Origin of the sequence: Pelagibius sp., assembly GCF_965249265.1 — a bacterium.
Classification (GTDB): Bacteria; Pseudomonadota; Alphaproteobacteria; order Kiloniellales; family Kiloniellaceae; genus Pelagibius.
Window position 1 is genome coordinate 905,704 of sequence record NZ_OZ252224.1, and the last position, 23,771, is coordinate 929,474.

Annotated in this window: 24 protein-coding genes and 1 other RNA gene; 10 read left to right on the forward strand and 15 right to left on the reverse strand. The window is 64.9% G+C overall.

From position 1 onward, the window contains the following. Window positions 1–46: 46 nt before the first annotated feature. The gene (gene rpmE / locus ACP146_RS04430; protein WP_422365555.1) at window positions 47–274 is read right to left on the reverse strand and encodes a 50S ribosomal protein L31; all 228 of its coding nucleotides are present in this window, start codon (window positions 272–274) and stop codon (window positions 47–49) included. A 284-nt stretch (window positions 275–558) separates the two neighbouring features. Here rpmE and ACP146_RS04435 point away from each other — a divergent pair, with 284 nt between their 5' ends. After that, window positions 559–2,382, forward strand: a complete 1,824-nt coding sequence (locus tag ACP146_RS04435; protein ID WP_422369617.1) for an ABC transporter transmembrane domain-containing protein — start codon at window positions 559–561, stop codon at window positions 2,380–2,382. 10 nt (window positions 2,383–2,392) lie between these two features. On the opposite strand, the gene ACP146_RS04440 is transcribed toward ACP146_RS04435, so the two are convergent. Beyond that, entirely contained in the window at window positions 2,393–3,022 is a 630-nt protein-coding gene (locus ACP146_RS04440) for a hypothetical protein (RefSeq protein WP_422365556.1), read from the reverse strand. A gap of 210 nt (window positions 3,023–3,232) precedes the next feature. On the opposite strand from ACP146_RS04440, the gene ACP146_RS04445 reads away from it, so the two are divergent. Beyond that, entirely contained in the window at window positions 3,233–4,114 is an 882-nt protein-coding gene (locus ACP146_RS04445) for a DMT family transporter (RefSeq protein WP_422365557.1), read from the forward strand. Window positions 4,115–4,136: 22 nt separating this feature from the next. Here the strand turns inward: ACP146_RS04445 and ACP146_RS04450 are convergent, their stop codons facing one another. Continuing rightward, window positions 4,137–5,462, reverse strand: coding sequence for an NAD(P)/FAD-dependent oxidoreductase (locus tag ACP146_RS04450; protein WP_422365558.1), 1,326 nt, complete (start codon window positions 5,460–5,462; stop codon window positions 4,137–4,139). Between the two features lie 160 nt (window positions 5,463–5,622). Further along, the gene (locus ACP146_RS04455; RefSeq protein ID WP_422365559.1) at window positions 5,623–6,351 is read right to left on the reverse strand and encodes a helix-turn-helix domain-containing protein; all 729 of its coding nucleotides are present in this window, start codon (window positions 6,349–6,351) and stop codon (window positions 5,623–5,625) included. A gap of 19 nt (window positions 6,352–6,370) precedes the next feature. Between ACP146_RS04455 and ACP146_RS04460 the strand changes: the two genes are divergently transcribed. Next, on the forward strand, window positions 6,371–7,576 hold the full coding sequence (locus ACP146_RS04460; RefSeq protein WP_422365560.1) for an acyltransferase family protein: 1,206 nt from the start codon (window positions 6,371–6,373) through the stop codon (window positions 7,574–7,576). A 66-nt stretch (window positions 7,577–7,642) separates the two neighbouring features. Here the strand turns inward: ACP146_RS04460 and ACP146_RS04465 are convergent, their stop codons facing one another. The 7 genes from ACP146_RS04465 to ACP146_RS04495 form a co-directional block, all read right to left on the reverse strand. Then, window positions 7,643–8,371: a DNA helicase gene (locus ACP146_RS04465; protein WP_422365561.1), complete on the reverse strand. Its 729-nt coding sequence runs from the start codon at window positions 8,369–8,371 to the stop codon at window positions 7,643–7,645. Window positions 8,372–8,632: 261 nt separating this feature from the next. Next, on the reverse strand, window positions 8,633–10,060 hold the full coding sequence (locus ACP146_RS04470; RefSeq protein WP_422365562.1) for a peptidoglycan -binding protein: 1,428 nt from the start codon (window positions 10,058–10,060) through the stop codon (window positions 8,633–8,635). 6 nt (window positions 10,061–10,066) lie between these two features. Next, window positions 10,067–11,275: a flagellar motor protein MotA gene (locus ACP146_RS04475; protein ID WP_422365563.1), complete on the reverse strand. Its 1,209-nt coding sequence runs from the start codon at window positions 11,273–11,275 to the stop codon at window positions 10,067–10,069. A 240-nt stretch (window positions 11,276–11,515) separates the two neighbouring features. Then, a complete protein-coding gene (locus ACP146_RS04480; RefSeq protein WP_422365564.1) occupies window positions 11,516–12,973 on the reverse strand; it encodes an OmpA family protein in 1,458 nt (485 codons plus the stop codon). Between the two features lie 144 nt (window positions 12,974–13,117). Then, entirely contained in the window at window positions 13,118–13,933 is an 816-nt protein-coding gene (locus tag ACP146_RS04485) for an inositol monophosphatase family protein (RefSeq protein WP_422365565.1), read from the reverse strand. Window positions 13,934–14,023: 90 nt separating this feature from the next. Continuing rightward, window positions 14,024–14,590, reverse strand: a complete 567-nt coding sequence (gene efp, locus ACP146_RS04490) for an elongation factor P (protein WP_422365566.1) — start codon at window positions 14,588–14,590, stop codon at window positions 14,024–14,026. Window positions 14,591–14,677: 87 nt separating this feature from the next. After that, a complete protein-coding gene (locus ACP146_RS04495) occupies window positions 14,678–15,322 on the reverse strand; it encodes a thiamine phosphate synthase (RefSeq protein WP_422365567.1) in 645 nt (214 codons plus the stop codon). 125 nt (window positions 15,323–15,447) lie between these two features. On the opposite strand from ACP146_RS04495, the gene ACP146_RS04500 reads away from it, so the two are divergent. After that, window positions 15,448–15,756, forward strand: coding sequence for an ArsR/SmtB family transcription factor (locus ACP146_RS04500; RefSeq protein WP_422365568.1), 309 nt, complete (start codon window positions 15,448–15,450; stop codon window positions 15,754–15,756). Between the two features lie 88 nt (window positions 15,757–15,844). Beyond that, entirely contained in the window at window positions 15,845–17,068 is a 1,224-nt protein-coding gene (locus tag ACP146_RS04505) for an NADH:flavin oxidoreductase/NADH oxidase family protein (protein WP_422365569.1), read from the forward strand. A 189-nt stretch (window positions 17,069–17,257) separates the two neighbouring features. On the opposite strand, the gene ACP146_RS04510 is transcribed toward ACP146_RS04505, so the two are convergent. The 4 genes from ACP146_RS04510 to tkt all read right to left on the reverse strand — a co-directional run bounded on the left by ACP146_RS04510 (window position 17,258) and on the right by tkt (window position 21,977). Beyond that, window positions 17,258–17,674, reverse strand: a complete 417-nt coding sequence (locus ACP146_RS04510; RefSeq protein WP_422365570.1) for a class II fructose-bisphosphate aldolase — start codon at window positions 17,672–17,674, stop codon at window positions 17,258–17,260. Between the two features lie 189 nt (window positions 17,675–17,863). Then, a complete protein-coding gene (gap, locus tag ACP146_RS04515) occupies window positions 17,864–18,874 on the reverse strand; it encodes a type I glyceraldehyde-3-phosphate dehydrogenase (protein ID WP_422365571.1) in 1,011 nt (336 codons plus the stop codon). Window positions 18,875–18,953: 79 nt separating this feature from the next. Next, window positions 18,954–19,952, reverse strand: a complete 999-nt coding sequence (locus ACP146_RS04520; protein WP_422365572.1) for a class I fructose-bisphosphate aldolase — start codon at window positions 19,950–19,952, stop codon at window positions 18,954–18,956. A gap of 57 nt (window positions 19,953–20,009) precedes the next feature. Next, window positions 20,010–21,977: a transketolase gene (gene tkt, locus ACP146_RS04525; protein WP_422365573.1), complete on the reverse strand. Its 1,968-nt coding sequence runs from the start codon at window positions 21,975–21,977 to the stop codon at window positions 20,010–20,012. A gap of 93 nt (window positions 21,978–22,070) precedes the next feature. Here tkt and ACP146_RS04530 point away from each other — a divergent pair, with 93 nt between their 5' ends. From ACP146_RS04530 to ACP146_RS04550, 5 genes are all read left to right on the forward strand, one after another. Continuing rightward, entirely contained in the window at window positions 22,071–22,265 is a 195-nt protein-coding gene (locus ACP146_RS04530) for a hypothetical protein (RefSeq protein WP_422365574.1), read from the forward strand. Between the two features lie 47 nt (window positions 22,266–22,312). Then, the gene (locus ACP146_RS04535; RefSeq protein ID WP_422365575.1) at window positions 22,313–22,537 is read left to right on the forward strand and encodes a hypothetical protein; all 225 of its coding nucleotides are present in this window, start codon (window positions 22,313–22,315) and stop codon (window positions 22,535–22,537) included. A gap of 5 nt (window positions 22,538–22,542) precedes the next feature. Beyond that, window positions 22,543–22,905, forward strand: a complete 363-nt coding sequence (locus ACP146_RS04540; protein WP_422365576.1) for a cell division protein ZapA — start codon at window positions 22,543–22,545, stop codon at window positions 22,903–22,905. Window positions 22,906–22,923: 18 nt separating this feature from the next. Beyond that, window positions 22,924–23,081, forward strand: a non-coding RNA gene (gene ssrS, locus ACP146_RS04545) — 6S RNA. A 66-nt stretch (window positions 23,082–23,147) separates the two neighbouring features. Further along, window positions 23,148–23,753, forward strand: a complete 606-nt coding sequence (locus ACP146_RS04550) for a 5-formyltetrahydrofolate cyclo-ligase (protein WP_422365577.1) — start codon at window positions 23,148–23,150, stop codon at window positions 23,751–23,753. The last annotated feature ends 18 nt before the right edge of the window (window positions 23,754–23,771 follow it).

Here is a 23,771-nt window from a genome sequence, read left to right on the forward strand (position 1 = left end):
CCCGGCCGGCCCCCAACAAAAATGGCAGGGCGCCGGTAGAGGCAGGTTACTCGGACTTCAGTCCGAAACCGCCGAAACGCTTGTTGAATTTCGCCACCTGACCGCCGCTGTCCACCAGACGATGCTCGCCGGTCCAGGCCGGGTGGGTCTTGGGGTCGATGTCCAGGCGCATGGTATCGCCCGCAGCCCCATAGGTGGAGCGCGTGGTGAATTCGGAGCCGTCGGTCATAACCACCTTGATTTCGTGGTATTCCGGATGCAGGTCTTTTTTCATGGCTTTGATCCTCGCGAAAGCGCCGGGCTGTATACCCGAGGGCGGGCCGCGATGCAAGCACCGAGAAGGGGCCTCCCGCCGCCCTGCCGGGAACCCTGGAAATCCGCCGAAAATTCACCATTTCAAGGCTTTGCGGGGCCGTTGCTGCGCCTTCGGGCTTGCGGGCCCGGCGCCGCCTTGCTGGAATGCCCCGCCAGCCCGGACCAACCTCTCCGGTTGATCCGCCCCTGGGTTGATTCGCGGCCGATCCGCCCGGCTGATCAGAAAGAGTATTGCCGATGCGTATGTCTTCCCCCGCACCCCAAGGTGTCCGTAGCGATCTTGGGGAGGCCGCACCAGCCCGAAGCAGCTTGAAGCTTCTCGTCGAGCTCTGGCAGTTCGTGCGGCCCTACTGGCGTCAGCTCATCGGTGCGATGGCGGCCCTGCTGCTTGCGGCCTCCACCGTTCTGGGCCTCGGCATGGGTCTGCGCCGTTTGGTCGACGAGGGGTTTTCCGCCGGCAATGCCGCGCTTTTGAACCAGGCGGTCCTGGTCCTCTTCGGTGTGGTGATTCTACTGGCGGCGGCCAGCTATGCACGCTTCTTCCTGGTCTCCTGGATCGGTGAGCGCGTCGTGGCGGATATCCGCAAGCGGGTTTTCGATCACATCCTCACCCTCTCGCCCGGTTACTACGAGGTGACCCGCACCGGCGAGGTGCTGTCGCGTCTGACCACCGACACCACGCTGTTGCAGACCGTGGTCGGTTCTTCCGTCTCCATCGCGATCCGCAACTCCCTGCTGCTGATCGGCGGCTCGGTCCTGCTGATCATCACCTCGGCAAAACTGACCGCCCTGGTTTTTCTGGTGGTGCCGCTGGTGCTGCTGCCGATCCTGACCTATGGCCGCCGGGTGCGCCGCCTCAGCCGCGACAGCCAGGACCGTATCGCCGATCTCGGCGTTTATGCCGGGGAAACGCTGGACGCGATCCGCACGGTGCAGGCCTTTGTGCACGAAGGCGAGGACCGGCGCCGTTTTGCCGGGCGGGTGGAGGAGGCTTTCGGCACCGCCCGGCGGCGCATCTCGGCCCGCGCCATGCTGACCGCGGTGGTCATCGTGCTGGTCTTCGGCGCGGTCAGCGTCATCCTCTGGATCGGCGGTCACGATGTCCTCAGCGGCCGGATCTCCGCGGGGGAGCTTTCCGCCTTCGTCTTCTACGCCATCATCGTGGCCGGTGCCGCCGGGGCGGTAAGCGAGGTGATCGGCGATCTGCAGCGCGCCGCCGGCGCCACCGAAAGGCTGATGGATCTCTTGGAGGCGGAGCCGGAGATCACCGCCCCCTCCGACCCGCGTGCCCTGCCGCTGCCGGCCCGCGGCGCGGTCAGCTTCGACAACGTGGTGTTCAACTATCCTTCCCGCCCCGACCGCTCGGCCCTTCAGGGTCTTAGCTTCACGGCGGAGCCGGGCGAGAAGATCGCCATCGTCGGTCCTTCCGGTGCCGGCAAGACGACGATCCTTCAGTTGCTGCTGCGGTTTTATGATCCCCAGCAGGGCACGATCCGCCTGGACGGCGTGCCTCTGGCGGAGGCCGATCCAGGGGAGCTGCGCGCCCGCATCGGCTTGGTGCCGCAGGAGCCGATCGTGTTTTCCACCAGCGCCTGGGAGAACATTCGCTACGGCCGCCCGGAGGCCAGCGATGAAGAGGTGCGTCAGGCCGCGGCTGCCGCCGGGGCGCTGGAGTTTCTGGAGCAGTTGCCCGAGGGCCTGGACAGCTACCTCGGCGAGAAGGGCGTGCGTTTGTCGGGCGGCCAGCGCCAGCGCCTCGCCATCGCCCGCGCGATCCTGAAAGACCCGCCGCTGCTGCTGCTTGACGAAGCGACTTCGGCCCTGGATGCCGAGAGTGAGCGTGCCGTGCAGCAGGCCCTGGACCGGCTGATGGCCGACCGCTCCACCCTGGTGATCGCCCACCGTCTGGCGACGGTGTTGAAGGCCGACCGCATTCTGGTGATCGACGAGGGCCGCTTGGTGGAAAGCGGCAGCCACCAGGAACTTGTCGCCGCCGACGGCCTTTATGCCCGTCTCGCCGCCCTCCAGTTCGGCCAGGCCGCGGCCTTGGATACCTCGGCGGCCTAACACTGCGGCTTTAAGTGATGCTGGGATGCAAGACGGGTACGTAACCGGCGGCCAGGGCGGTCACGGTCGAGGCCGGCGTTATGACGGAGACCGTGACACCGGCCGGTCGCTGGCGGGGCGGGCCGTAGCCGCTGTGTGACCAGGGGTGAAGTGCTGAGCCCCGGACCAGCCATGGTCTCGGATCGTCCGGCAGCAGTACGAAGCTGCCGTCCGGCAGGTTTTCGAGGTCGGCGTCGTGATGGCGCTGGTGGCGCCGTTGATCGAGGCGGTCTGCATGAAGCCGGGCATCGACGTCGGGTTGCCGCGGTGGCCGCGCTTGGGTCCAGCCGGTCCCGGCGGCCCAACAGGCCAGGAACTTCCGGTAAGCCTCGCGCCGGCAGTAGCCGCAGGGGCGATGGCCAGCGGCCAGCGCCACGGCTTCGTCGAGGAAGAACAATTCGGTCCAGGACCGCGGCCTCATCAACTCTCGCCGAACCCCTTTCCAGGCGAGGCGGCAGATGATCCAGGATTTGGTCCGCCAGCCTTGGCTGCGCAGCGCCCGGTCGTTGTTGTGAAGGCAGCCGCGATTGCCCATGACGAGGCCGCGGCTGTCCACGGCCTCGATGGTGGAGAAGGGCGTAACGCGGTTCTGCAGCGGCATTCCAAGTTCTCTGTGGTCAACCCGCCGGCCGGCGGCCTTGAAAGCGCCGGATCGAAAGACTGTGGACGGACAGTCTATCACCTCCGGCACGGCGCAGGGATGGTGCCCTTCACCGGTGAAGGTGTCGCGTGATGTTCCTGACAGCACGCTGGCAGGAGTCGTCGGTTAGGTTCCGCTGAAGGTACCCGGAACCAAGGATCAGCGGCTGATATGGCGACACCAAAGACCGGAAACGATATTGCCCTTGGCACGTTTTACATGATCCTTGCGGCGCTGCTGTTGGCGCTGGGCGCCACTTCGGCACGATTTGCGGCCAGCGATCTGAACGTCTTTACCCTCGTATTCTGGTCGAACCTGTGGATGTTCGCCCTGATGTGCGCCTGGGTGTCATTCAAGCCCCCGGCCGGTGGTATCGGAACGAAGCGGCTGGCACGGCATTTTTTGCGGTCGGTCTTCACCTACAGCGCCTTGGTGACGTACTTCTACGCCTTGGCGCAGATCCCCTTTGCCAATGCGGTTATCCTGCAGTCGATGGGTCCGATCTTCGTTCCCGTTCTGGCACTGCTCATTTACCGCCGCTTGTCGGATCGCTATGTCTGGCTCGGTGTGCTGATAAGTTTCGCCGGTGTGGCCATGATCATTCAGCCCGGCAACCTCGGGATATCCCTGGGTGATGCCTCTGCCATCCTTGCTGCGCTCGGCGGTGCGGCTGCGGCGCTCGTCATCTGGTCGCTGTCGACGACCGAGCCGCCTGTCCGGCAGATGTTCTATTTCTCACTCTTTGCGCTGCTTCTATCGGCTATTCCACTACCCTGGACATGGTCCTGGCCCAGTTCAACGCAGCTCTGGCAAATCGCTTTCGTTGCCGCTTTCACGCTTATCGGACAGTATTTCTATGCCAAGGCTTTTTCAGCCGCGCCCGCCGACAAGGTGAATACCTGGAGCTACATGACGATTGTGTTCGCGGCGGGCATCGGCTTTGTCGCTTGGAACGAGCCCATCCTTGCAGTGACGGTCGGCGGTGCGGTCTTGGTTGTGGGCGGTGCCCATCTGGCGACACGGGAACGCCGGATTGCGCACAGCAGCCCTTGATCCTGCACAAGAAGAGCCGGCCTCAATGCAGCTTCAGCTTCGGCCTGACGATGCGATTGACGTGGCCGACCAGGATCAGGGCGAGGCCCTTGATCCAGCCATGGATGGCGATGAGGTGCATGCGGTAGAGGGAGGTGTAGGCGATGCGGGCGAGGCGGCCCTCGATCGCCATGCGGCCGCCGACCAGGTTGCCCATCAGGCTGCCGACGGTGGAGAAGCGGCTGAGCGCGACCAGCGACCCCCTGTCGTTGTAGACGAAGTCCTTCAGGGGCCGGTCTTCGGTCAGCGCGACGATGTTCTCGAAGACCTGGGTCGCCATCTGATGGGCGGCCTGGGCGCGCGGCGGGATCGGACGCTCTTCGCCTTCCGGGGTGTAGGCACAGCAGTCGCCGATGGCGAAGATGCGCGGGTCCCGGGTCGTCTGCAGGCTCGGCCCGACGATCAGGCGGTTCGCCCGGTCCACCTCAAGCCCGTCGAGGGCGGAGAGGTAATCCGGGCCCTTCACGCCTGCCGCCCAGAGGGTCAGCTCCGCATCGACGGTCCGGCCGCTTTTCGTTTTCACGGCGCCGGGTGTCACCGCTTCGACGACGGTGTCGGTGAGGATCTCGACCCCGAGGGCTTCGAGCTCGGCGGCGGCGGCCTCGGAGAGTTTTTCCGGCAGGGCGGGCAGGATGCGCGGACCGGCTTCCAGGATCGTGACCTTAAGGCGCGTCTCGTCGAAGACCTCCAGGCCGTAGTGGCGCAGCGCATGGGCGGCGTTGTAGAGCTCGGCGGCCAGTTCGACCCCGGTGGCCCCGGCGCCGACGATGGCGATCCGCACGAGGCTGCCGCTCTCGCCCTGGGCGACGTTGTGTGTGACGCGCAGGCAGGCGTTCAACAGCTTGGAGCGGAAGTGGTCCGCCTGGCTGCGGTCTTCCAGGAAGAGGGCATGCTCCAGCACGCCGGGAATGCCGAAGTCGTTGGAGATTCCGCCGACGGCGAGCACGAGGTAGTCGTAGCGGATGCTGTGGGCGCCGATGACCTCCCGCCCGTCTTCGTCCGTGAGCGGTGCCGTGTGCACCAGACGCCTTTCCCGGTCGACCCCGGCAAAGGTGCCGTAGAAGAAGCGGTAGCCCCAGCGCACGCCGTGGCCGCCGTAGCCGACCTCGTCCATGTTGGCATCCAGCGAGCCCGCCGCCACTTCGTGCAGCAGCGGCTTCCAGATATGCGTGCGGTTGCGTTCCACAAGGATGATGTCGTAGCCGTCGCGCCCGAAGCGGCTGCCAAGCTTTCGCACAAGCTCCAGGCCGCCGGCCCCGCCGCCGACCACGACGATCTGCGTTTTTTGCTGCTCCGCCGTCGCGGTCATCGCTCGCCTTGCTTTCGTTGGAGGGGGTATCGAGAGGGATTAAGTGCGGAGTGCGTCGGGCGGGATTATGTCGGGCAGGGCTTGTCGCTGCAATCCTATCCCTCCACTGCCGCAGTGGCTCAGGTCTGTGCTGAAATGAGGGCGCTCTATCCGACGCTCTCTAGCGTGCGGCAAGCCCCTGGATCAGCAACGAGATGCTGGTGTCGCGTGCCGCGATGTCATCGCAGCTGGGCGGTTCGGGATCGCCCCTGCGGCGCATGGCCATCCAGACCAGCATTTCCAAAGAGGCACGTGCAGCCGCGGCGAGGTCGAGATCGCCGCGCAGATGGCCGGCCGTAGAGAGGCGGCGCAGGCAGGACTCAAAATCGACGTAAAAGCGGTGGCGCGCGCCCTTGATGTAGAGGTTTTCCAGCACCGTCACCTCGCGGGAGCAGCGGTCGAGGAGGCCGATCAGCAACTTCTCACGTGCCAGCATGTCAAAGGTTTCGGCCAGCACGTCCCGCAACGTCTGCGCCGTCGGTGTTTCGGTCACGGCGGCTTTCAGGGCCGGCCACTGGAACCGTTTCGCGATGACGGACTCGGCCACGCGCCTTAACCGAGCCGCATTGAAACGCACCGGTTTGCTGACCGGGGGCAGGTCGCAGCGTGCCGCTGACAGCAACGCCAGTTCGATAAGCGCATCCTTCTCCGCGACATAGATGTAGACGGTGCCCGCGGCGACACCTGCCTCGCGCGCGACATCCGCAACCTGGGTGAGGCGTGGCCCCTGTGCGGTCAGGACATGGCGTGCCGCAGCGCCAATCGCTGCCAGCTTCTGCGGATCGCGTTTCGGCCCGCGTCTTGATGCGGGCGCGGATCTGTGTTTATTATGAATGAATGGATCGTTCATTATTTGAGGTTACTCGAAAATGACTAATCCGTCCAGTCCGATTCCCAGAGACGAAGCCCGGGTTCGACGCCACGATGTCGACTTGCTGCGGGCCTTCGCCGTTCTGCTGCTGGTGCCGTTTCACACCGCCCGTCTGTTCGATGCGGAGCCCTGGCATATGAAGGATTTGGAGGCCCCTTATTGGGCCGCCGACTTCCTCATCCGGAGCCTGAACATCGCGCAGATGCCGCTGCTGTTCCTTCTGGCCGGGATGAGCGCGGCCTGGGCATTGGAGCGCCGGACGAGCGGCACCTTCCTGCGGGAAAGAGCTGCCCGTCTGCTTTTACCTTTGATAATTGGCATGGTGGTGTTGGTCGCGCCGCAGGTCTGGCTCGAACGGATCAGCGGCGAGGTGCCTTTGCGGATGAGCCCGATTGATTTCGACGCCGGATTCTGGGCCTTTCTTCCCTCCTATTTTTCCTGCTGTTATCCGGCGTCGAACCTGTCGTGGCATCACCTGTGGTTTCTGCTTTACCTGTTTGTCTACTGCCTGCCGCTGGCAGCGTTGGCCCGTAGTGGCGGCGGCCAGGGTTTGGCGCGCTGGACAGCCCGGGCGCCGTGGCGGCTGTTCCTCTTTGGCCTTGTCTTGGTGGCGGTCGAAGCGGCGTTGCGGCGGACCTTTCCGAGCACGCACAATCTGGTCTGGGACTGGGCGAACCATGCGCATTATGGCGCCCTGGTCCTCTTCGGCTGGTGGCTTGGCCGCAATCCTGTGCTGGAAGATTCGCTCCAGACGATCCGAAGAGCGGCGCTGACCGCGACGGCCCTGCTGACACTGCTTTGGTTTGCCGCCATGCCGACGATGTTCGGCGGTTTCGGGCTTCTGGATATGCCAGGCGCGCTTCGGCACCTGGTCCGCATCGCTGCCGAGTGGTGCATGCTGCTGACGGCGCTGGCCTATGGGCGGCGCCTACTGGGCAACGCGCTCACCGGCCTCCGCAGATGGCTGCCGCTCGCTCTCCCTTTCTACCTGTTTCATCAGACGGTCATCGTGATCCTCGGATGGGTCTGGCTCGGTTGGTCCGGCACACCGCTTCCGAAAGCCCTGGTCATTGCCGTGCTTGCCACTGTCCTGAGTCTGCTGCTGGCCTGGGCTTGCGCGCAGTTCCGGATCACGCGGATTGCCACCGGCTTGCCGATGAAGCGGAAGCAAGGCGCCCCGCCCGGTGCCACGGCATTGCCGTGATCCGCCTTAGCGCTGCGTCAGTTTGAATTCGATCCGGCAGTTGCGGTTCCGCTTACTACATGGGCTTCAGTTTGTCGCCGCGATCTGGACCTTCCCGTCGTTCAGGAAGCAGGTTTTGTCGAACAGCGTGAGATCCAGGGGATTCGGCAAGCGGACATCTTCAAGACCGGGGCACGGCCTCGACGAGGGATCGTAGGAGCGGTCGATCTGGGAGATGAATACGATGATCAATCCCCTGTCGGCGGCGAGTGATTTCAGCGCACGCACCTGAGCCATGAGTGTCGGGTTCTCCCGCTTCTGATCCAGAAGCTGCAGGTAATCTATGACCACCACGGCACCGGATGGCGCGGCCGCCAGCCGATTGATGATGTAGTCGGCGTTGATGGCGTCGGAGGTATCGAAGGCGAAGCGATCACTGAGAGTCGCGGGATCCCCGGCAACCTTTCGGATGCGATCCAGAACCTCGTTCTCGTTGTACTCTAAGGTGAAGAACACCCCGTATCGGCCTCGCTTTATGGCTTCCACGATGAGTTCTAGGCTCATTAGCGTCTTACCGTGTCCGGGACGCGCAGCCAGCAGCACCAAGTCCCCCGGGTTCAAACGGGCGAGCAAATCACGCGACGGGCCGGTGGCGGCTCCCCGGGCGGCAAGCAGACTCCAGTTGCTGAAGCCCTCTTCCCCGGCAACACGATCCAGTGCCGCGTTCAGCGGTATGTGCTCCGCGCGGGACAGCACTCTTGCCCGGCGTTTCAGGCGATAGATGGGTGCAGACAGTTTAAGTGGGGGCAGTTTCATAAGAGAACCTCCTATTGCGGGTGGTCGTCGCAATCCCTCCTTATGCGTGGTGCCCGAACAGTCGGTTCGATGAGATCAGAGCCCCATATGTCAGATACTTTCCCGGATGGAGGGGGGAGGCATGGGCCATGGCCTGATCGTTAGTATGGGCCAAGTTCGAGCGGATTCGCAATCACCGGGAAGCAGCTCTGGGCACGGAGATGCGGCAACAAGGGCCCCGCATTTTGGCTTTGAGGGCGTGACGCCCAAGCCGTTCCTAACCTATCTCTGGGTCAGTTTGAATTCGATGCGGCGGTTGCGGCGGAAGGCGATTTCGTCGTTGCCACCGTCCAGTGGCTGGAACTCGCCGAAGCCGGTGGCGGCGAGACGGTTGGCCGGGATGCCGCGGTCGATCATGAACTTCACCACGGCGATGGCGCGGGCGGCGGAGAGTTCCCAATTGGAAGGGAACTGGAAGGTGGCGATGGGCGCCCGGTCGGTGTGGCCGTCGACCCGCATCACCCAGTCCAGCTCCGGCGGAATGGTGCCGGAGATTTCCTTCAGGGTTTCCGCGAGGCGGCCGAGCTGTACCCGGCCCTGATCGCCGATGGTGGCGGAGCCGCTCTGGAACAGGATCTCAGACTGGAAAACGAAACGGTCGCCGACGATGCGGATATCCTGGCGATTGCCGATGGCTTCGCGCAGCCGCCCGAAGAATTCCGAGCGGTAGCGCGCCAGTTCCTGAACCTTGCTGGCCAGAGCGACGTTGAGGCGCTTGCCGAGGTCGGCGATCTGCACCTGCTGGGCTTCGTTTTCCGCTTCAGCCAGGTCGAGAGCTTCCGACAATGTGGAAAGCTGCTGACGCAGGGTGGCCAGTTGCTGGTTCAGCAGGGTGATCTGGATCTGCGCTTCCTCGGAGAGCTGCTGCTGCTCGGCCAGGGCGGCGGAGGTGTCGCGGCCTGCCGCCTCGGCCGCCTGCAGCTTTTCCACCAGATCGTCGCGCAGGGACTTCAGGATCGCCAGTTCTGCCAACTGGGCTTCGATCTTGGCCTTGTCGGCGTCGATGGTTTTGTAGGCGTCTTCCAATTCCGCCGCATTCGCCGCGATGGCGGCCAAGGCCTCTTCGAGCCTTTTCTGGTCGGTCTGCATGCGCGCGAGGGCGGCATCGAGTTCGGCCTGGCGCGCATCCAGCGCCTGCCGGGTTTCGGCCAAGGCGGCCTCCCGCTCGGCGAGCGCGCTGCGGCTTTGCTCGAGTTCTTCCTCACTGGCTTCGGCAAGGGCGGCGAGGCGGTTGGTTTCGTCCTGTTCGGCGGCCAGCAGGCTGGCCAGGCTGTCGCGTTCATCGGCGAGGGCGGCAAGCTGCGCCGCCAGGGACTCACGCTGTTCGGTCAGCGCCGCCAACTGCCCGGCCAGGGATTCCCGCGCCGCCAGGGAAGACTGCAGTTCGGAGGAAAGCTGGGCGATGTTGACCCGCAGCTCCGTATTGGCGTTGCGTTCCAGCGCCAGCAGGTCGGCCAGTTCGTTGATCTCGTTTTCCAGCCGCAGCAGGGCCTCGTCCTTGCCGGAGATGGCGACCGAGAGGAAGAACTGCGCCACCATGAAGACCATCAAGACGAAGATGACGACCAGCAGAAGGGTCGCAAGGCCGTCGACAAAGCCCGGCCAGATGTTGATGGAGCGGCGGGAACCGCCACGGCCCAGGGCGTACATGCTGGGCTATTCCTCTTCAGCCATGGCTGCCAGGGTGCGGGTCAGCAGGCGGATCTCGCCGCGCAGTTCCTCGACCGCCTGATCGCGGCCGCTGGCCATCTCTGCGGAGATGCGCTCCAGCCGCAGGTCGAGGTTGCGGATGTGCCCCTTGGTCGCCTTGTCGAAACCCCCGTCCTCGCCGCCGGCATCGGCGATGCGGGCGAGAATCGGTTTCAGGCTGGCCTGGGTTTCGGCGATCGACAGCATGACGGACTGCTCCGTGCGCATGTGGTCGGTCAGGCTGCTCAGCCGCTCGGTGAGGGCGGCAAGGTTCTGGTTCACCAGACCCCGGTCTTCCTCACCCCGCGCCACAGTGCGCTGAAGCATCTCAAGGCTGTCGGCGGTTTTTTCCAAGAGCGCATGAACATAGGCCGATACCGGCTGGTCGCCCTCGCCGGAGGCACCGGCGCTGCCCAGCTTGGTGACGCTGGAAAGCCACTCTTCCAGCTCGTTCACGAAGCGGTTATGGGCCTGGGCCGAATTCAGTTCCAGGAAGCCCAGCACCAGCGAGCCGGCGAGGCCGAAGAGCGAGGAACTGAAGGCCGTGCCCATGCCTGACAGCGGGGCCTCCAGGCCGCCCTTCAGTTCTTCGAAGAGGGAGACCGGATCGTTGCCGCCGGAGAGGCCGCCGATGGTCTGGCCGACCGCGTTCACCGTGTCCAGCAGGCCCCAGAAGGTGCCCAGCAGGCCGAGAAAGATCAGCAGTCCGATGATGTAGCGGGAGATTTCATGAGATTCCTCGATGCGGGCGTGGATCGTATCCAGCAGGGTCCGCATCGACATGGTCGAGAGGCTGAGGCGCCCGGCGCGGTCACCGATCATCGTCACCATGGGGCCGAGCAGGCGCGGCGGCGTATCCTGGGACAGGGTGCCGGGGAAGATCAGGCCGCCGCGGCTCTCCCGGCGCAGGGTTTCCAGCCAGTGGATCTCGCCGCGCAGCCCCAGCACCTGGACAAAGCTGAGCCCGATGCCGAAGAACAGGATCAGCATGATCAAGCCGTTGAGCAGCCAGTTGGCGAGAAAGGCATCCTGGAGCTGCGGTGCGATAAAGGCGGCGGCGATCAGCACGGCCACCAGAAAGAGCACCATGCGGAGGAGGTAGGTCTGCAGGAAGGACATGCTTACGGTCTTTTCCTCGTGCCCGCCCCATTCCCCAAAGGCGGGCCGGTTGGTCATCGGTTCCGGCCGCTGAGCCGAAGTCGGGCCAAGACTGGGTCGGGTCAAGTCTGGGCCGGGCCGGGTCAGGGCCTGACCCTACATATCACGTCCTCGGGCCTCGACACAGATTTTCGTATAAGCGGAAAATGCGGCAGAATCACGGCTAACCGGTTGAATCAAGGATGATTCAACCGGCAGATCATCGCCGTCGAACAGAAATCGGATTTGGCCGGTTTTGACCCGGAAAGGCTTTCGGGGTCAGCTACCGACAGGCTTGATGTCGACCCGATTCGCAGGACCGCTGCCCGATGCGTTGCTCGGCGGGCGCACCTGAATGCGGGCCGAGGGGATCCCGGCGTCAATCAGGAAGGTCCGAACTTTCAGGGCCCGCGACAGGGCCAACTGGCGGGCCAGATCGGGTGAACCCTCGGTGCTGGAGGCAAAGCCCAGCACCTGAATGCGGTCGTCGCTCTTGCCGCGCAGGTCTTCGGCGAGGGACCGCAGCGTCGCCTGGGCGGTGGTCGAGAGTTCGGCGGAATCGGTATCGAAGACGAAGGAGATATCTTCCGCCGCCAACGGCGTCTCACCTGTGTCCGAAAGGCTCGCGACCTGCTGAAGTCTCTCCGCGGGTTCCGCTCTATCGACCGAAGCCGTCTTCTCCGCCTCACCCGGCATCGCCGTCTGGTCCTGCGGCAGCAGACTCACCGGGGCCGAAGCCTCGGCAACCGAGCGTTCTGCGGTCTCGACCGGGTCGGTCCTGGCCTGTGCGCTTTCCATCGGCGCAGGCTCGGGGGAGGTTTCCGGTGAAGCAGGCGTTTCGGCGGCGGCTTCGTTCAAAGCCGTGGTCTCTGCCTCGGCCAGGGGTGTTTCGGCCAGGGGTGTTTCGGCTAGAGGTGATTCGGGGCGCGCGTCGTTTGCGGCCTCATCAGCCGCGGCAAGGCGGTCGGTTGCCGGCTCGTCCCTGAATTCCGGGGCCAGCAGGCCGTCAGCCGGAAGCTCGGCGGTGGCGACAGCGACCGGGGGCAGGCCCTGTGCGACGGCTTCCTGCAATCCCGGTTCTTCCTGCTCGGCTGCTTCCAGCGCGGCGAGCATCGCCGGCGAGGGCGCGGGTTTACGCGGGGAGGGCTGCGGAATCGGTTTGGATTCGATAATCACGGTCTGGAAGATCCATTCGCCCTCATCTTCCATCGGGGCTGCGCTGTCGGCATTGGCCAGCGGCAGCAGCAATTGGGATTGGGGCTCCGGCCCGTCGGCAAAGGCATTGTCGAAGGCCTGCTTGCGCTGTTCCTCGGCGACATCCCGCGAAAACCCGGGGGTCAGGCTGCTCGACGGATCGCGCAGGGGCGGGAACAACAGGGTTCCGGGCCGGGTGACGACGATGGCGCCGTCGCCGCGTTGCGGGAGCGTGCCGCCGCTGTTACCGGTGCCGATATTGAACTGCGGAAGCGGTGCGGCGCCCGGGTTTTCCGGTGCGGCCAGCGGCGGCGCGGCGGGCGGCGGAGGCGCGAGCGGCAGCGGCGCCATGGGCGCCGGGCCCGGGCCCAGGCTGTCCAGGACGTCGGTGTTGACGGTGATGCCGGATTGCGACCGGTACTGAGCTTCGGCGGGGCTGCTGCCCAGGCCAAAGGCCAGGCAACCCGCGACGGCCATCAGGCCCAGCGCTGTCGCGCGGCCGCTTCGGCTTCGAAAACACCCCTGCTCGGCAAACATGGTCATTTAGCCCCTGGAACCCGTTCTCCTTGGAGAACCCTTTTGGTTAACAGTATTCCTCCGGCAGGCCCGGGACAACCGCTTTGCGGGCGTCGCCAAGCGCAGCCCACCCTTAGGATGTGACCCAGGGTGTGGACTGCCGGGACGCTATTATTGCGCCTTTTGGTTACTCAAAGGTTTGCGGAGCAGCTTCATTAAGTCGCTGTGGGTATTGTTGTTACTGGCCAGGATAGAGGGGCTGTCCAGGTTGAAAGACTTGCCGTTCATCTCGCTCACGTAGCCGCCGGCCTCGCGGACCAGGATGACGCCTGCCGCCACGTCCCAGGATGACAGGCCCCGTTCCCAGAAGGCCTCGAAGCGCCCGGCGGCCACATAGGCGAGATCCAGGGCGGCCGATCCCCAGCGCCGTACGCCGGAGGTATTTTCCATAATAACGTCGATTTCACCGAGAAATGTCGCCCGGTCGCCGTGGCCCAGGAAAGGCGCGCCGGTGGCGATCAGGCAGTCGGCCAGGCGGTTTCGTGCGGAAACCCTGAGACGGCGGCCGTTCTGATAGGCGCCGGCACCGCGCTCCGCATGGAACAGGTCGTTCTTGATGGGGTCGTAGACCAGCCCGGCGATGATCTCGCCGCGCTCCTCCAGGGCGATGGAAATGGCGAAATGCGGCAGGCCGTGCAGGAAATTGGTGGTGCCGTCCAGCGGATCGACGATCCAGCGCCGGCCGGAGCCGTCGCTGGCCTTCTGCTCGCCGGATTCCTCCATGATGAAGCCGTAGCCGGGCCGGGCCTTGGAGAGTTCCTCCTTGATCGTCTTTTCCGCCTTCAGATCGGCGGCGGAGACGAAGTCGGCCGGCCCTTTGCGGGAGACCTGGAGATTCTCAAGCTCCCCGAAGTCCCGCTTCAGGCTGCGCGCGGTCTTGTCGGCAGCCTTCTCCATAACGTTGATGAGGGCGGAACGGGTGGCCATGGCAGGCAGGCTTTCTAGCGGGATCGCTGTGGGAAGGCGGTTCAGGGAAACGCGGTTCGGGTCGAGGGCGAAGGGAGGGGCGGGCCGGGATCAGTCCTTGGCCCGCTCCACGTAGCTGGCATCGGCGGTGTTGACCACGATGCGGGTGCCGCTGGCGATGTGCGGCGGCACCATGACGCGGGAGCCGTTCTCCAGCTTTGCCGGTTTATAAGAAGAAGAGGCGGTCTGGCCCTTCACCACGGCATCGGCCTCGACGATCTCCATGGTCACCGTCTCCGGCAGCATCACCGAGATCGGCTCTTCCTCGTAGGACTCGATGGTAACGGCCATGCCGTCCTGCAGGAAAACCACCGGCTCGCCGACCAGATCCTTGTTCAGGGTGATCTGCTCGTAGGTGTCGTTGTCCATGAAGGTCAGCATGTCGTCGTCGGCGAAAAGGAACTGGTATTCCTTCTGGTCGAGGCGCACCCGCTCCACATCCTCGCTGGCGCGGAAGCGCTCGTTCAGCTTGGTGCCGTCGCGGATGTCCTTCAGTTCGACCTGCAGATAGGCCCCGCCCTTGCCGGGCTGGGTGTGCTGGGTCTTCACCGCGCGCCAGAGGCGGTTCTTGTGCTCGATGACGTTGCCGGGGCGGATGGCATTGCCGTTGATCTTCATGGCTGTCTGGTCCGGAAAATGGCGGTTTTGGAAAGCGCGCGGAAGCTACCAGCTTGCCCTGGGGGTGGCAACGCCTGTGGTGGCGTCTCAGGCCGGGCTGCGAAGAGCGGCGACGGCTTCGGCAAAAGCGGCGGCGGGGTCGGGGCCATCGAGCCAGAAGCCCGGCGTCAGGGCCAGGAACTCGGCGCCCTGGCCGGCCAGGGTCTTTGCCGTCTCCAGGTCCGCCGCGCCCAGGGCGACCAGGGGCGGGGTCATCCAGTGGACCCACCAGTCCACCAAGTCGGGGTCTGCGGCCTCGCCGCCGTCGAGCGCACCGAAGGCGACGTAGTCGGCGCCCTCGTCGCCGGCCTGGATCGCGGCATGACGCGAGGCGCCGCAGCCGGCCCCGATGATCAGATCGCCGCCGAGGCGCTCGCGCAGCCGTTTCACGCTGCCGTCTTTCTCACCCAGGGTGATGTGGACACCGTCGCAGCCGGCGGCCTCGACCAGACCCACGCGGTTTTCCAGCAGGACCGCCACGCCTGCGCTCTGGGCCGCCTCTACGAGGGGGCCGACGGCTTGGAGAAAGGCGTCGTCCTCCAGAGCGCCGTCGCGCAGCAGCAGGACCGAGGGGTTGGGCGCAGTGTCGTCGCGCAGCAGCTTTTCCAGCGCCGCCGCCAGTTGGCCGTCGGTAAACACCGCCTCGTCGGGGCCGGGCGAGATGAGAAGGATCTGGGGAAGGTCGTCGGACAAAGGGCGTCTTTTCGGGGCGGAACGAGGCAGAGCCCGGTTCACTAGCCGAGGCGCTGTGGGATTGCAAATCCAAGCGCGGGCAAACAGGTCTTGAAATCAAGAGATAAATCGATATATCTCGATATATGGAATTTGATAAAGCTCTCGCAGCCCTCAACAACCCGGTGCGGCGCCAGATCCTGGCCTGGCTGAAGAAGCGGTCCAACTTTCCGCCTGCCTTGCCGGAACATGCCGACCTGGATGGCGTTTGTGTCGCCTACATCCAGGAAAAGGCCGGGCTGTCGCAGTCGACGATCTCGAACTACATGGGCCTCTTGAAGCAGGCCGGTCTGGTGATTTCCGAACGTCACGGCCAATGGACCTTTTACCGGCGCGATGAGGCGGCGATCCGCAAGTTCCTGGCAGCGGCGGAAAAAGAACTGCTGAAGCCTTAAGGCAAGAAGGGGCGGCAGCCGATATCCCAGGTCTAAAGTCGATCTCAATAGAACGATAAATCGAAATATTTCGATGAAAGAAGCGAATATGATTGATCAACCGCTGACACTTCCCAATGGGGTCGTACTGGCCAACCGCCTCGTCAAGTCGGCCATGTCCGAAGCCTTGGGCGATGCGCGGAGTAACACCACCGAAGCCCACATCGGGCTCTTCGACCGCTGGGGCAGGGGCGGCGCGGCGCTGCTCATCACCGGGAACACGCCGGTCGACCGCCTGCACCTGGAACATGCCGGCAACGTCGTTCTCGATAAGCAGACGGACCTGGCGCGCACCGCCCGGCTTGCCGAGGCCGCCAAGCGCGGCGGCGCCCGGGTTCTGGTGCAGCTGGCCCACGCGGGACGGCAAACGCCCGAAGCGGTCAATCCCCGGCCCCTTTCGATGTCCGGCCTGCGCCTGGACCTGCCGGGCTATGGCACGCCCCGCGCGGCGACGGAGGAGGACCTGGAAAGGGTCGTGGGTCAGTTTGAAGAGTCCGCCCGCCTGGCGAAGGCCGCCGGCTTCGATGGCGTGGAGGTTCATGCCGCCCACGGCTATCTGGTGAGCTCCGCCTTGTCGCCGCGGATCAACACCCGCCGCGACCGCTGGGGCGGCTCCTTGGAAAACCGTGCGCGGCTGGTGCTGTCCATCATCAGGGCGGTGCGCCGGGTGGGCGGCCCCGGTTTCACTCTTGCCGTGAAGCTGAATTCTTCAGACTTCCAGAAAGGCGGTTTCAGCCATGAAGACAGCATCGCCGTCGCCAAGCTGCTGCAGGACGAAGGCATCGACTTGCTGGAAATCTCAGGCGGCAACTTCGAGACGCCGGTCGCCTATCAGCATGGCGCCGAGAAAAACAGCAGCGCCTCGCGGGAAGCCTACTTTCTGGACTACGCCCGCGACATCAAGGCGGCGCTGACGGTGCCGGTGATGGTCACCGGCGGTTTTCGTTCGCGCGATGTGATGAACGAGGCGCTGACGTCGGGCGCAACGGATCTCATCGGTATGGGCCGCCCCTTCATCATCGATCCGGCATTTCCGGGGAAACTCCTGAGCGGCGTCATCGACCGGGCGCCCGCCGTCGAGCGCGACTTCCCCGCCGCCGCGACGCTTCCGCGCGGCGCGGTCCTCAACTGGTTCTGCCATCAACTGGCGCTGCAGGGGAACACCGGCGCCGCCGACCTTTCCCTGCCTGTTGTCGAAGGGCATGCACGTTATCTGGCTGATCTGGAAAGGGCGACCGAGCGGCTTTTGGAAGCCCGCGGTAGCCAGGGATGATGAATCTTGCGGCTGCCTGAGAGCCGTTGCGGAGGATGGCTTATGATGTCTGTTGGCCATCCTTCGAGACAGCCCCTGCCGGGCTTCCTCAGGATGAGGTGGTGCCTTAAATGGTCCTCATGCTGAGGAGGCGTGAAACGCCGTCTCGAAGCATGTTCGTTTCGTTCTTTCGATTCTTCCTGCAACCGTCTACGGCTTCGCCGCCAACCAGCTGCGGCAGGCATCGGGCACATCGGTTTCTTGCGCCAGGTCCAGGCTGTCCAGCTTGCCGGTGATCAGGTGATAGCCTTCATGCTCTGCCAGCGCCGCCAGCTTCTCGGTCTGGAGCTTGCCGCCGGTGAAGCGCACCGATCTGACCCCCTGACGGAAGGCTGCCATCACCAACCCCGGTTTGTCGCCGCAGTCCAGGATGGCGGTGAAGTCGGCCTCCGGCACCTCGCGGGCGGCTTCCTTTACGACTTCGCGAAACCACAGGGCGCCGGTATAGGCCGCCGCGCCGGGCGGGGAGGCGAGGGTGACCGCACAGTCCAGGGCCCGGGCGGCCTTCAGGGCCGCCACGGCGTGCTCCAGGGAATGGATGATGATGGTTCTGCCGCCTGGGGTCATATCCGGGGGTGCTGATGTTGGGGGGAACCGCACCAAAGGGGTGTTGCTGCAGAAGATAGCGCCCGAGGTAGGCAGAATCCATGCCCCTCAAAAACACCGTTGACGCGGGGCGGCAGGTCAAAAAAAACGGGAGCCGCCAGGGCCCCCGCTTTTGTCGTCAGATCAGCTTCTCTCCAGAGAAGCTTGCCCCTAGAGGAGCTTCCCGAGGGCAACCGCGGTGTCGCTCATGCGGTTGGAGAAGCCCCACTCGTTGTCGTACCACGACAGGACGCGCACGCAGGTGCCGTCGAGCACCTGGGTCTGGGTCGCATCGAAGGTCGAACTGGCATTGGAATGATTGAAGTCGCTGGAAACCAGCGGCGCCTCGTTGACCGCCAGCACGCCCTTCAGGCGGGCGCTCGCGGCGGCTTTTTTCATGGCGGCGTTGATTGCTTCCGCCGTGGTCTTCTTCTTCGCTTCGATGGTCAGGTCGATCAGGCTGACATTGGCGGTGGGCACGCGGATCGACGTGCCGTCCAGCTTGCCGTCGAGGCCCGGCAGCACCAGACCGGTCGCGCGTGCGGCGCCGGTCGAGGTCGGGATCATGGACATCGAGGCGGCGCGGGCGCGGCGCAGGTCCTTGTGCAGGGTATCGACACTCGGCTGGTCGCCGGTGAAGGAGTGCACGGTGGTCATGAAGCCGTGCTTGATGCCGACGGTCTGTTCCAGCACATGGGCGACCGGCACCAGGCAGTTGGTGGTGCAGGAGGCATTGGAGATGATCTTGTGGCTCTTGCGCATCTTGTCGTGATTGACGCCGTAGACCACGGTGATGTCGGCGCCGGAAGCGGGCGCGGAGACCAGGACCTTCTTCGCGCCGGCCGCCAGATGCTTGCCGGCGGCTTCCTTGCTGGTGAAGATGCCGGTGCATTCCAGCACGATATCGACGCCCAGCTTGGCCCAGGGCAGGTTGGCCGGATCACGCTCCGACAGCACCTTCACCTTTTTGCCGTCGACCTTGATGGCATCCTTCATGGCCTCGACCTTGCCGGGATAGGTGCCGTGTACGGAATCGTACTTCAGCAGATGGGCATTGGCCGCGGGGGTGCCCAGATCGTTGATGGCGACGAACTGGATATCCTTGCGCTTGGCCTCCATCGCCGCGCGGAACACCAGCCGCCCGATCCGGCCAAAGCCGTTGATTCCAACCTTCACTGCCATCGTCCTGTCTCCCTTCGTGCAGTTTCCGGTCTTCGCCCGCGAAGACCGGTATGTCTGTTATATGGCGCGGCGCCGGTCTTCAGGCGTAGCTGCCGGTGGCCGCTTCGCCGTTGGCTTTGGCGCGTTCGAAAAAGGCCGCCTGACCGGCTGAAACATTCTTCGCCTTGCCCGACCAGGCTTTCAAGGGCGCGGCCTGCAGGGCACGGCCATAGGAGAAGCTGAGCTTCCAGGGCAGGTTGCCGAGCTTGTTCATGGCATCGAGGTGCTGCGTGGCCAGTTCATCGTCCTGACCGCCGGAGAGGAAGACGATCCCGGGCACCACCGCGGGGACCGTGCGTTTCAGGCAGCGGACCGTGCGCTCGGCGACCTCGGCGACGCCGGCCTGTTCCGGACAATCCTGGCCGGAGATCACCATGTTCGGCTTCAGCAGCGTGCCTTCCAGCCAGACGTTCTGGCCTGCCAGTTCGGCATAGACGCTGCGCAGGACCTCCTCGGTCACTTCTTCGCAGACATCGATGCTGTGGTCGCCGTCCATCAGGACTTCCGGTTCGACAATCGGCACCAGGCCGGCTTCCTGGGCCAGGGCGGCATAGCGCGCCAGGGCGTGAGCGTTGGCGACAACGCAAGCCGGGCTCGGGATCGTCTCACCGATGCGGTAGACGCCGCGCCACTTGGTGAAGCGGGCGCCGAGCTTGGCATATTCCTTCAGCCGGTCGCGCAGGCCGTCCAGCCCCTCGGTGACCGTCTCTTCCGGGTGGCCGGCCAGCGGCTTGGCGCCCATGTCGACCTTGATGCCGGGGATGATGCCGGCGCCCTTAAGCTTGGAGACCAGGGTCTTTCCGTCGGCTGCCTTCTGACGGATCGTCTCGTCATAGAGAATGGCACCGGAGATATAGGTGCCCGCCTCGGGCGTTGTGAACAGCATGTTGCGGTAGTCGCGGCGGTTCTTCTCCGTCGAGGCCAGCTTGATGCTGTCGAAGCGTTTCTTGATGGTCGGCGAACTCTCGTCGGCGGCGAGGATACCCTTACCGTCGGCGACGAGCGCGTTGGCTGTTTCGGCGAGTTTCTTTGAAGTCATGGCTGAGCCCTCCGTCTGCGCGCTTCTATATAGGAAGGCCGCTCCGCTTTGGAGTGGTCAAAAACGTGTCTTGACGGCTTCCACTACGGCTTCGGCTGTTATCTTAAAGTCTTTGTAGAGATCCTTGGCCGGCGCCGAGGCACCGAAGGACCGCATGCCGATGAAACCGCCGCCGGATTCGACCCAGCGTTCCCAGCCGAAGGGGCTGGCGGCTTCGATAGCGATGTGCAGGGTGCCGGGACCGAGAACCTCGTCGCGATAGTGCGGCGGCTGCTGGTCGAACAGCTCCCAGCAGGGTACGGAGACGACCGCGGCGGAGATGCCTTCTTCCTTCAGCATCTTCTGGGCATCGACGGCGATCTGGACTTCGGAGCCGGAGGCCAGAAGCGTCACCTGACGCTCGCTGTCGGCAGGCACCATGATGTAGGCGCCGTAGGCGGAGTGATTTTCCGAGCCGTCTTTGCGCAGGGTCGGCAGCCCCTGGCGGGTGAGGGCGAGCACCGAGGGCGCGTCTTGGTTGTCCATCGCCAGTTCCCAGCACTCCGCCGTTTCGACGGTGTCGCAGGGGCGGAACACCAGCAGGTTGGGGATGGCCCTGAGAGCGGCAATCTGTTCGACCGGCTGATGGGTCGGGCCGTCTTCGCCGAGGCCGATTGAGTCGTGGGTCATCACATAGATGACCCGCTGCTTCATCAGCGCCGAGAGACGGATCGCGGGACGGCAGTAGTCGGTAAAGACCAGGAAGGTGCCGCCGTAGGGGATCAATCCGCCGTGCAGGGCGATACCGTTCATCGCCGCGGCCATGCCGTGTTCGCGCACGCCGTAGTGGAGGTAGGCACCGGAGAAGTCATCCGCGGAGACAACTCCCTGGCTCTTGCTCTTGGTGTTGTTGGAGCCGGTCAGGTCCGCCGAGCCGCCGATCATCGCCGGCACCACGGCGGTCAGGACGTCCAGCGTCTTCTGGGAAGAAACACGGGTCGCCACCGTCGGCGACTCCGCCACGATCTCGGCCTTGAAGGCCGACAGCGCTTCGCGCCAGCCGGCCGGCAGTTCGCCCGCCATCTGCTGCTTGAAGGCCCTGCGGCTTTCGGCAGGGGTGTCGTTCAGGCGCTCCTGCCAGGCCGCCGTCTCGGCGGCACCGCGCGCGCCGGCGGCGCGCCAGGGTGACAGGACCGTGTCGGGAATCTCGAAGGGCGCATGGGGCCAGCCGAGCGCTTCGCGCGTACCGGCGATCTCGTCATCGCCAAGGGGCGCGCCGTGGGTTGCGGCGGTGCCCTGCTTGTTCGGCGCGCCGTAGCCGATGGTGGTTTTGCAGGCGATCAGGCTTGGCCGGTCGCTCTTCTTCGCGGCGGCGATGGCCGCGGCGATGGCTTCGGGGTTGTGACCGTCGATACGGGTCGCGGCCCAGCCCGAAGCCTCGAAGCGCTTGATCTGGTCGTCGGAGACCGTGAGATCGGTGCTGCCGTCGATGCAGATGGCGTTGTCGTCGAACAGGACGATCAGTTTGTTCAGCTTCAGGTGGCCGGCCAGGGAAATCGCCTCGTGGCTGATGCCCTCCATCAGGCAGCCGTCGCCGGCGATCACATAGGTGTGGTGGTCGACCAGATCGTCGCCGAAGCGGGCGTTCAGCAGACGCTCCGCCAGGGCCATGCCGACGGCATTGGCCAAGCCCTGGCCCAGCGGGCCGGTGGTGGTCTCGATGCCCGCAGCGTGACCGTATTCCGGATGGCCCGCGGTGCGGCTGCCGAGCTGGCGAAAGTTGCGCAGCTCGTCCATCGTCATGTCTTCGTAGCCGGTCAGATGCAGCAGCGCGTAGAGCAGCATGGAGCCGTGGCCGGCGGAGAGAACGAAGCGGTCGCGGTCGGGCCAGTCCGGTGTGGCCGGATCGAACTTCAGGAACCGGGTGAAGAGCACGGTGGCCACGTCGGCCATGCCCATGGGCATGCCGGGGTGGCCGGAGTTCGCCTTTTGGACCGCGTCCATGGCCAGTGCACGGATCGCGTTGGCCATATCTCGGTGGTTCATGTCTTGATGATCCATGGGGGGCTTGCTGCTGTCTTGCGGGGCAGACGACGGGACGGCGTCCATCAAACGGGTTCACCTGCAGGAGAACGGAGGATGGCGGCGCAGAAGCTGCGCGACCGGATGGGCGGCAACATGCCGACACCACCGGCCAAGGTCAACCGGCATGTGGTGGATAACCCGCTGAATTCCGCTGCCGGACCTGGGGACAGCGGCTTCGGGCGCATCAGGGGTGCCCGGTTGACCGGTTACGGCGCGCGCGCCTATGTTGACACTGGTATGAAAGTGTAGCTGCTGTAGGACTTTGCGGCTGCCGGAAAGAACCGAACGGAACGCCCATGGCACGATTGGATGAAGCCAGCACCAGGCTGCAACGCGCGATCGACAACCTGGAGAAGGTCGTCTCGGCGCGTGCCAGCGCAAGCGGCGGGCAGGATGACAAGGCTCTGCGTGACGCCTTGTCTGCCGCGCAGCGCGAAAACGTGGCCCTGCAACAACTCACCAGCACCGTTTCGGCGCGCCTCGATTCGGCGATCCTGCGGCTGCGGCGTCTGGCGGGCTGACGCGCATGGCTCAGATCTCACTCTCGGTTCACAATCGCTCCTATCAGGTGACCTGCGACGACGGGCAGGAAGCCCACCTCAGGGCCCTGGCCGAATACATCGACCGCAAGCTCGGGGAACTGGAAAACAGCATCGGTCAGGTGGGCGAGCAACGCCTGTTGTTCATGTCTTGTCTGTTGATTGCCGATGAACTCTTCGACGCCCGCCGTCAGATCGACGGCCTGAAGGCCGGTGGACAACCCGGCGGTCAGATGCCCGGGCGGGCGGGGAACGCGGGCTCGGGCGGTGACGAGGGCCGGGCTTCCGAAGCCCTGGAAGCCTGCGCCGAGCGGATCGAGGCTATTGCCGCACGACTGCAGGAAGCCTAGATAAAGAGATCGTGTCGGGTGGCGCTGCAGGGTGCGTCAGGTTTCGAGATCCCTGGGGCCAATACCGAACCTCTAGGGAGCTGTCCCTGCCGGGGCCGTGGTCCTGGTATATGGCGCCCACCTGCTTGGCAGGCCACAGAGGATCCTATGCTACCAACGGCCTTTGCGGCGCCACCCGATGCTTTTTCCCACGTTCATGAATCCGTTCCGCCTGGCGCTGAGCCCCCGCTTGGCGCTAGGCCATGGATGAGGCCGTTTTCGTGACCCAGATGCTTCAGGCGGCCAAGCAGGAACTGCGGCTCGCCGCCAAAGCAACCCGCAAACAGGCTGCCGCGGCGGACCGGGCAGCAGGGCCAATGGCAGCCAAAGCCGTCAGCGATCTCTTCCTGGCAGAACTGAGGCCGGAGCCGGGCAGTATCGTGGCCGGCTATTGGCCGATGGGGGACGAGATGGACCCGCGGCCGCTGCTCCAAAACCTTGCGTCCTTGGGCTGTTCTCTTGCGCTGCCGGCCCTGCAGGGCGCCGAAAAGCCGCTGCTTTTTCGTGCCTGGGCACCCGGCGAACCGCTTTTCCCGGCCGCTTTCGGCACAGAAGAGCCGGATGCCGCCCAGCCGCTGCGAACCCCTTTGATCCTGCTGGTGCCGCTGCTGGCATTCGACGCCCAGGGCTATCGCCTGGGTTACGGGGGCGGATTCTACGACCGCAGCCTTGCGCAGTTGCGCCCCAAGGGTGATACCCTGGCGGTCGGCCTTGCCTTTTCAGCCCAGCAGGTCGAGCGGGTGCCGCGCGACGGCAATGACCAGAGGCTCGACTGGCTGGTGACGGAAAACGGCGTGATCCGCCCCTAGAGGCTGATGGCTGGGTGT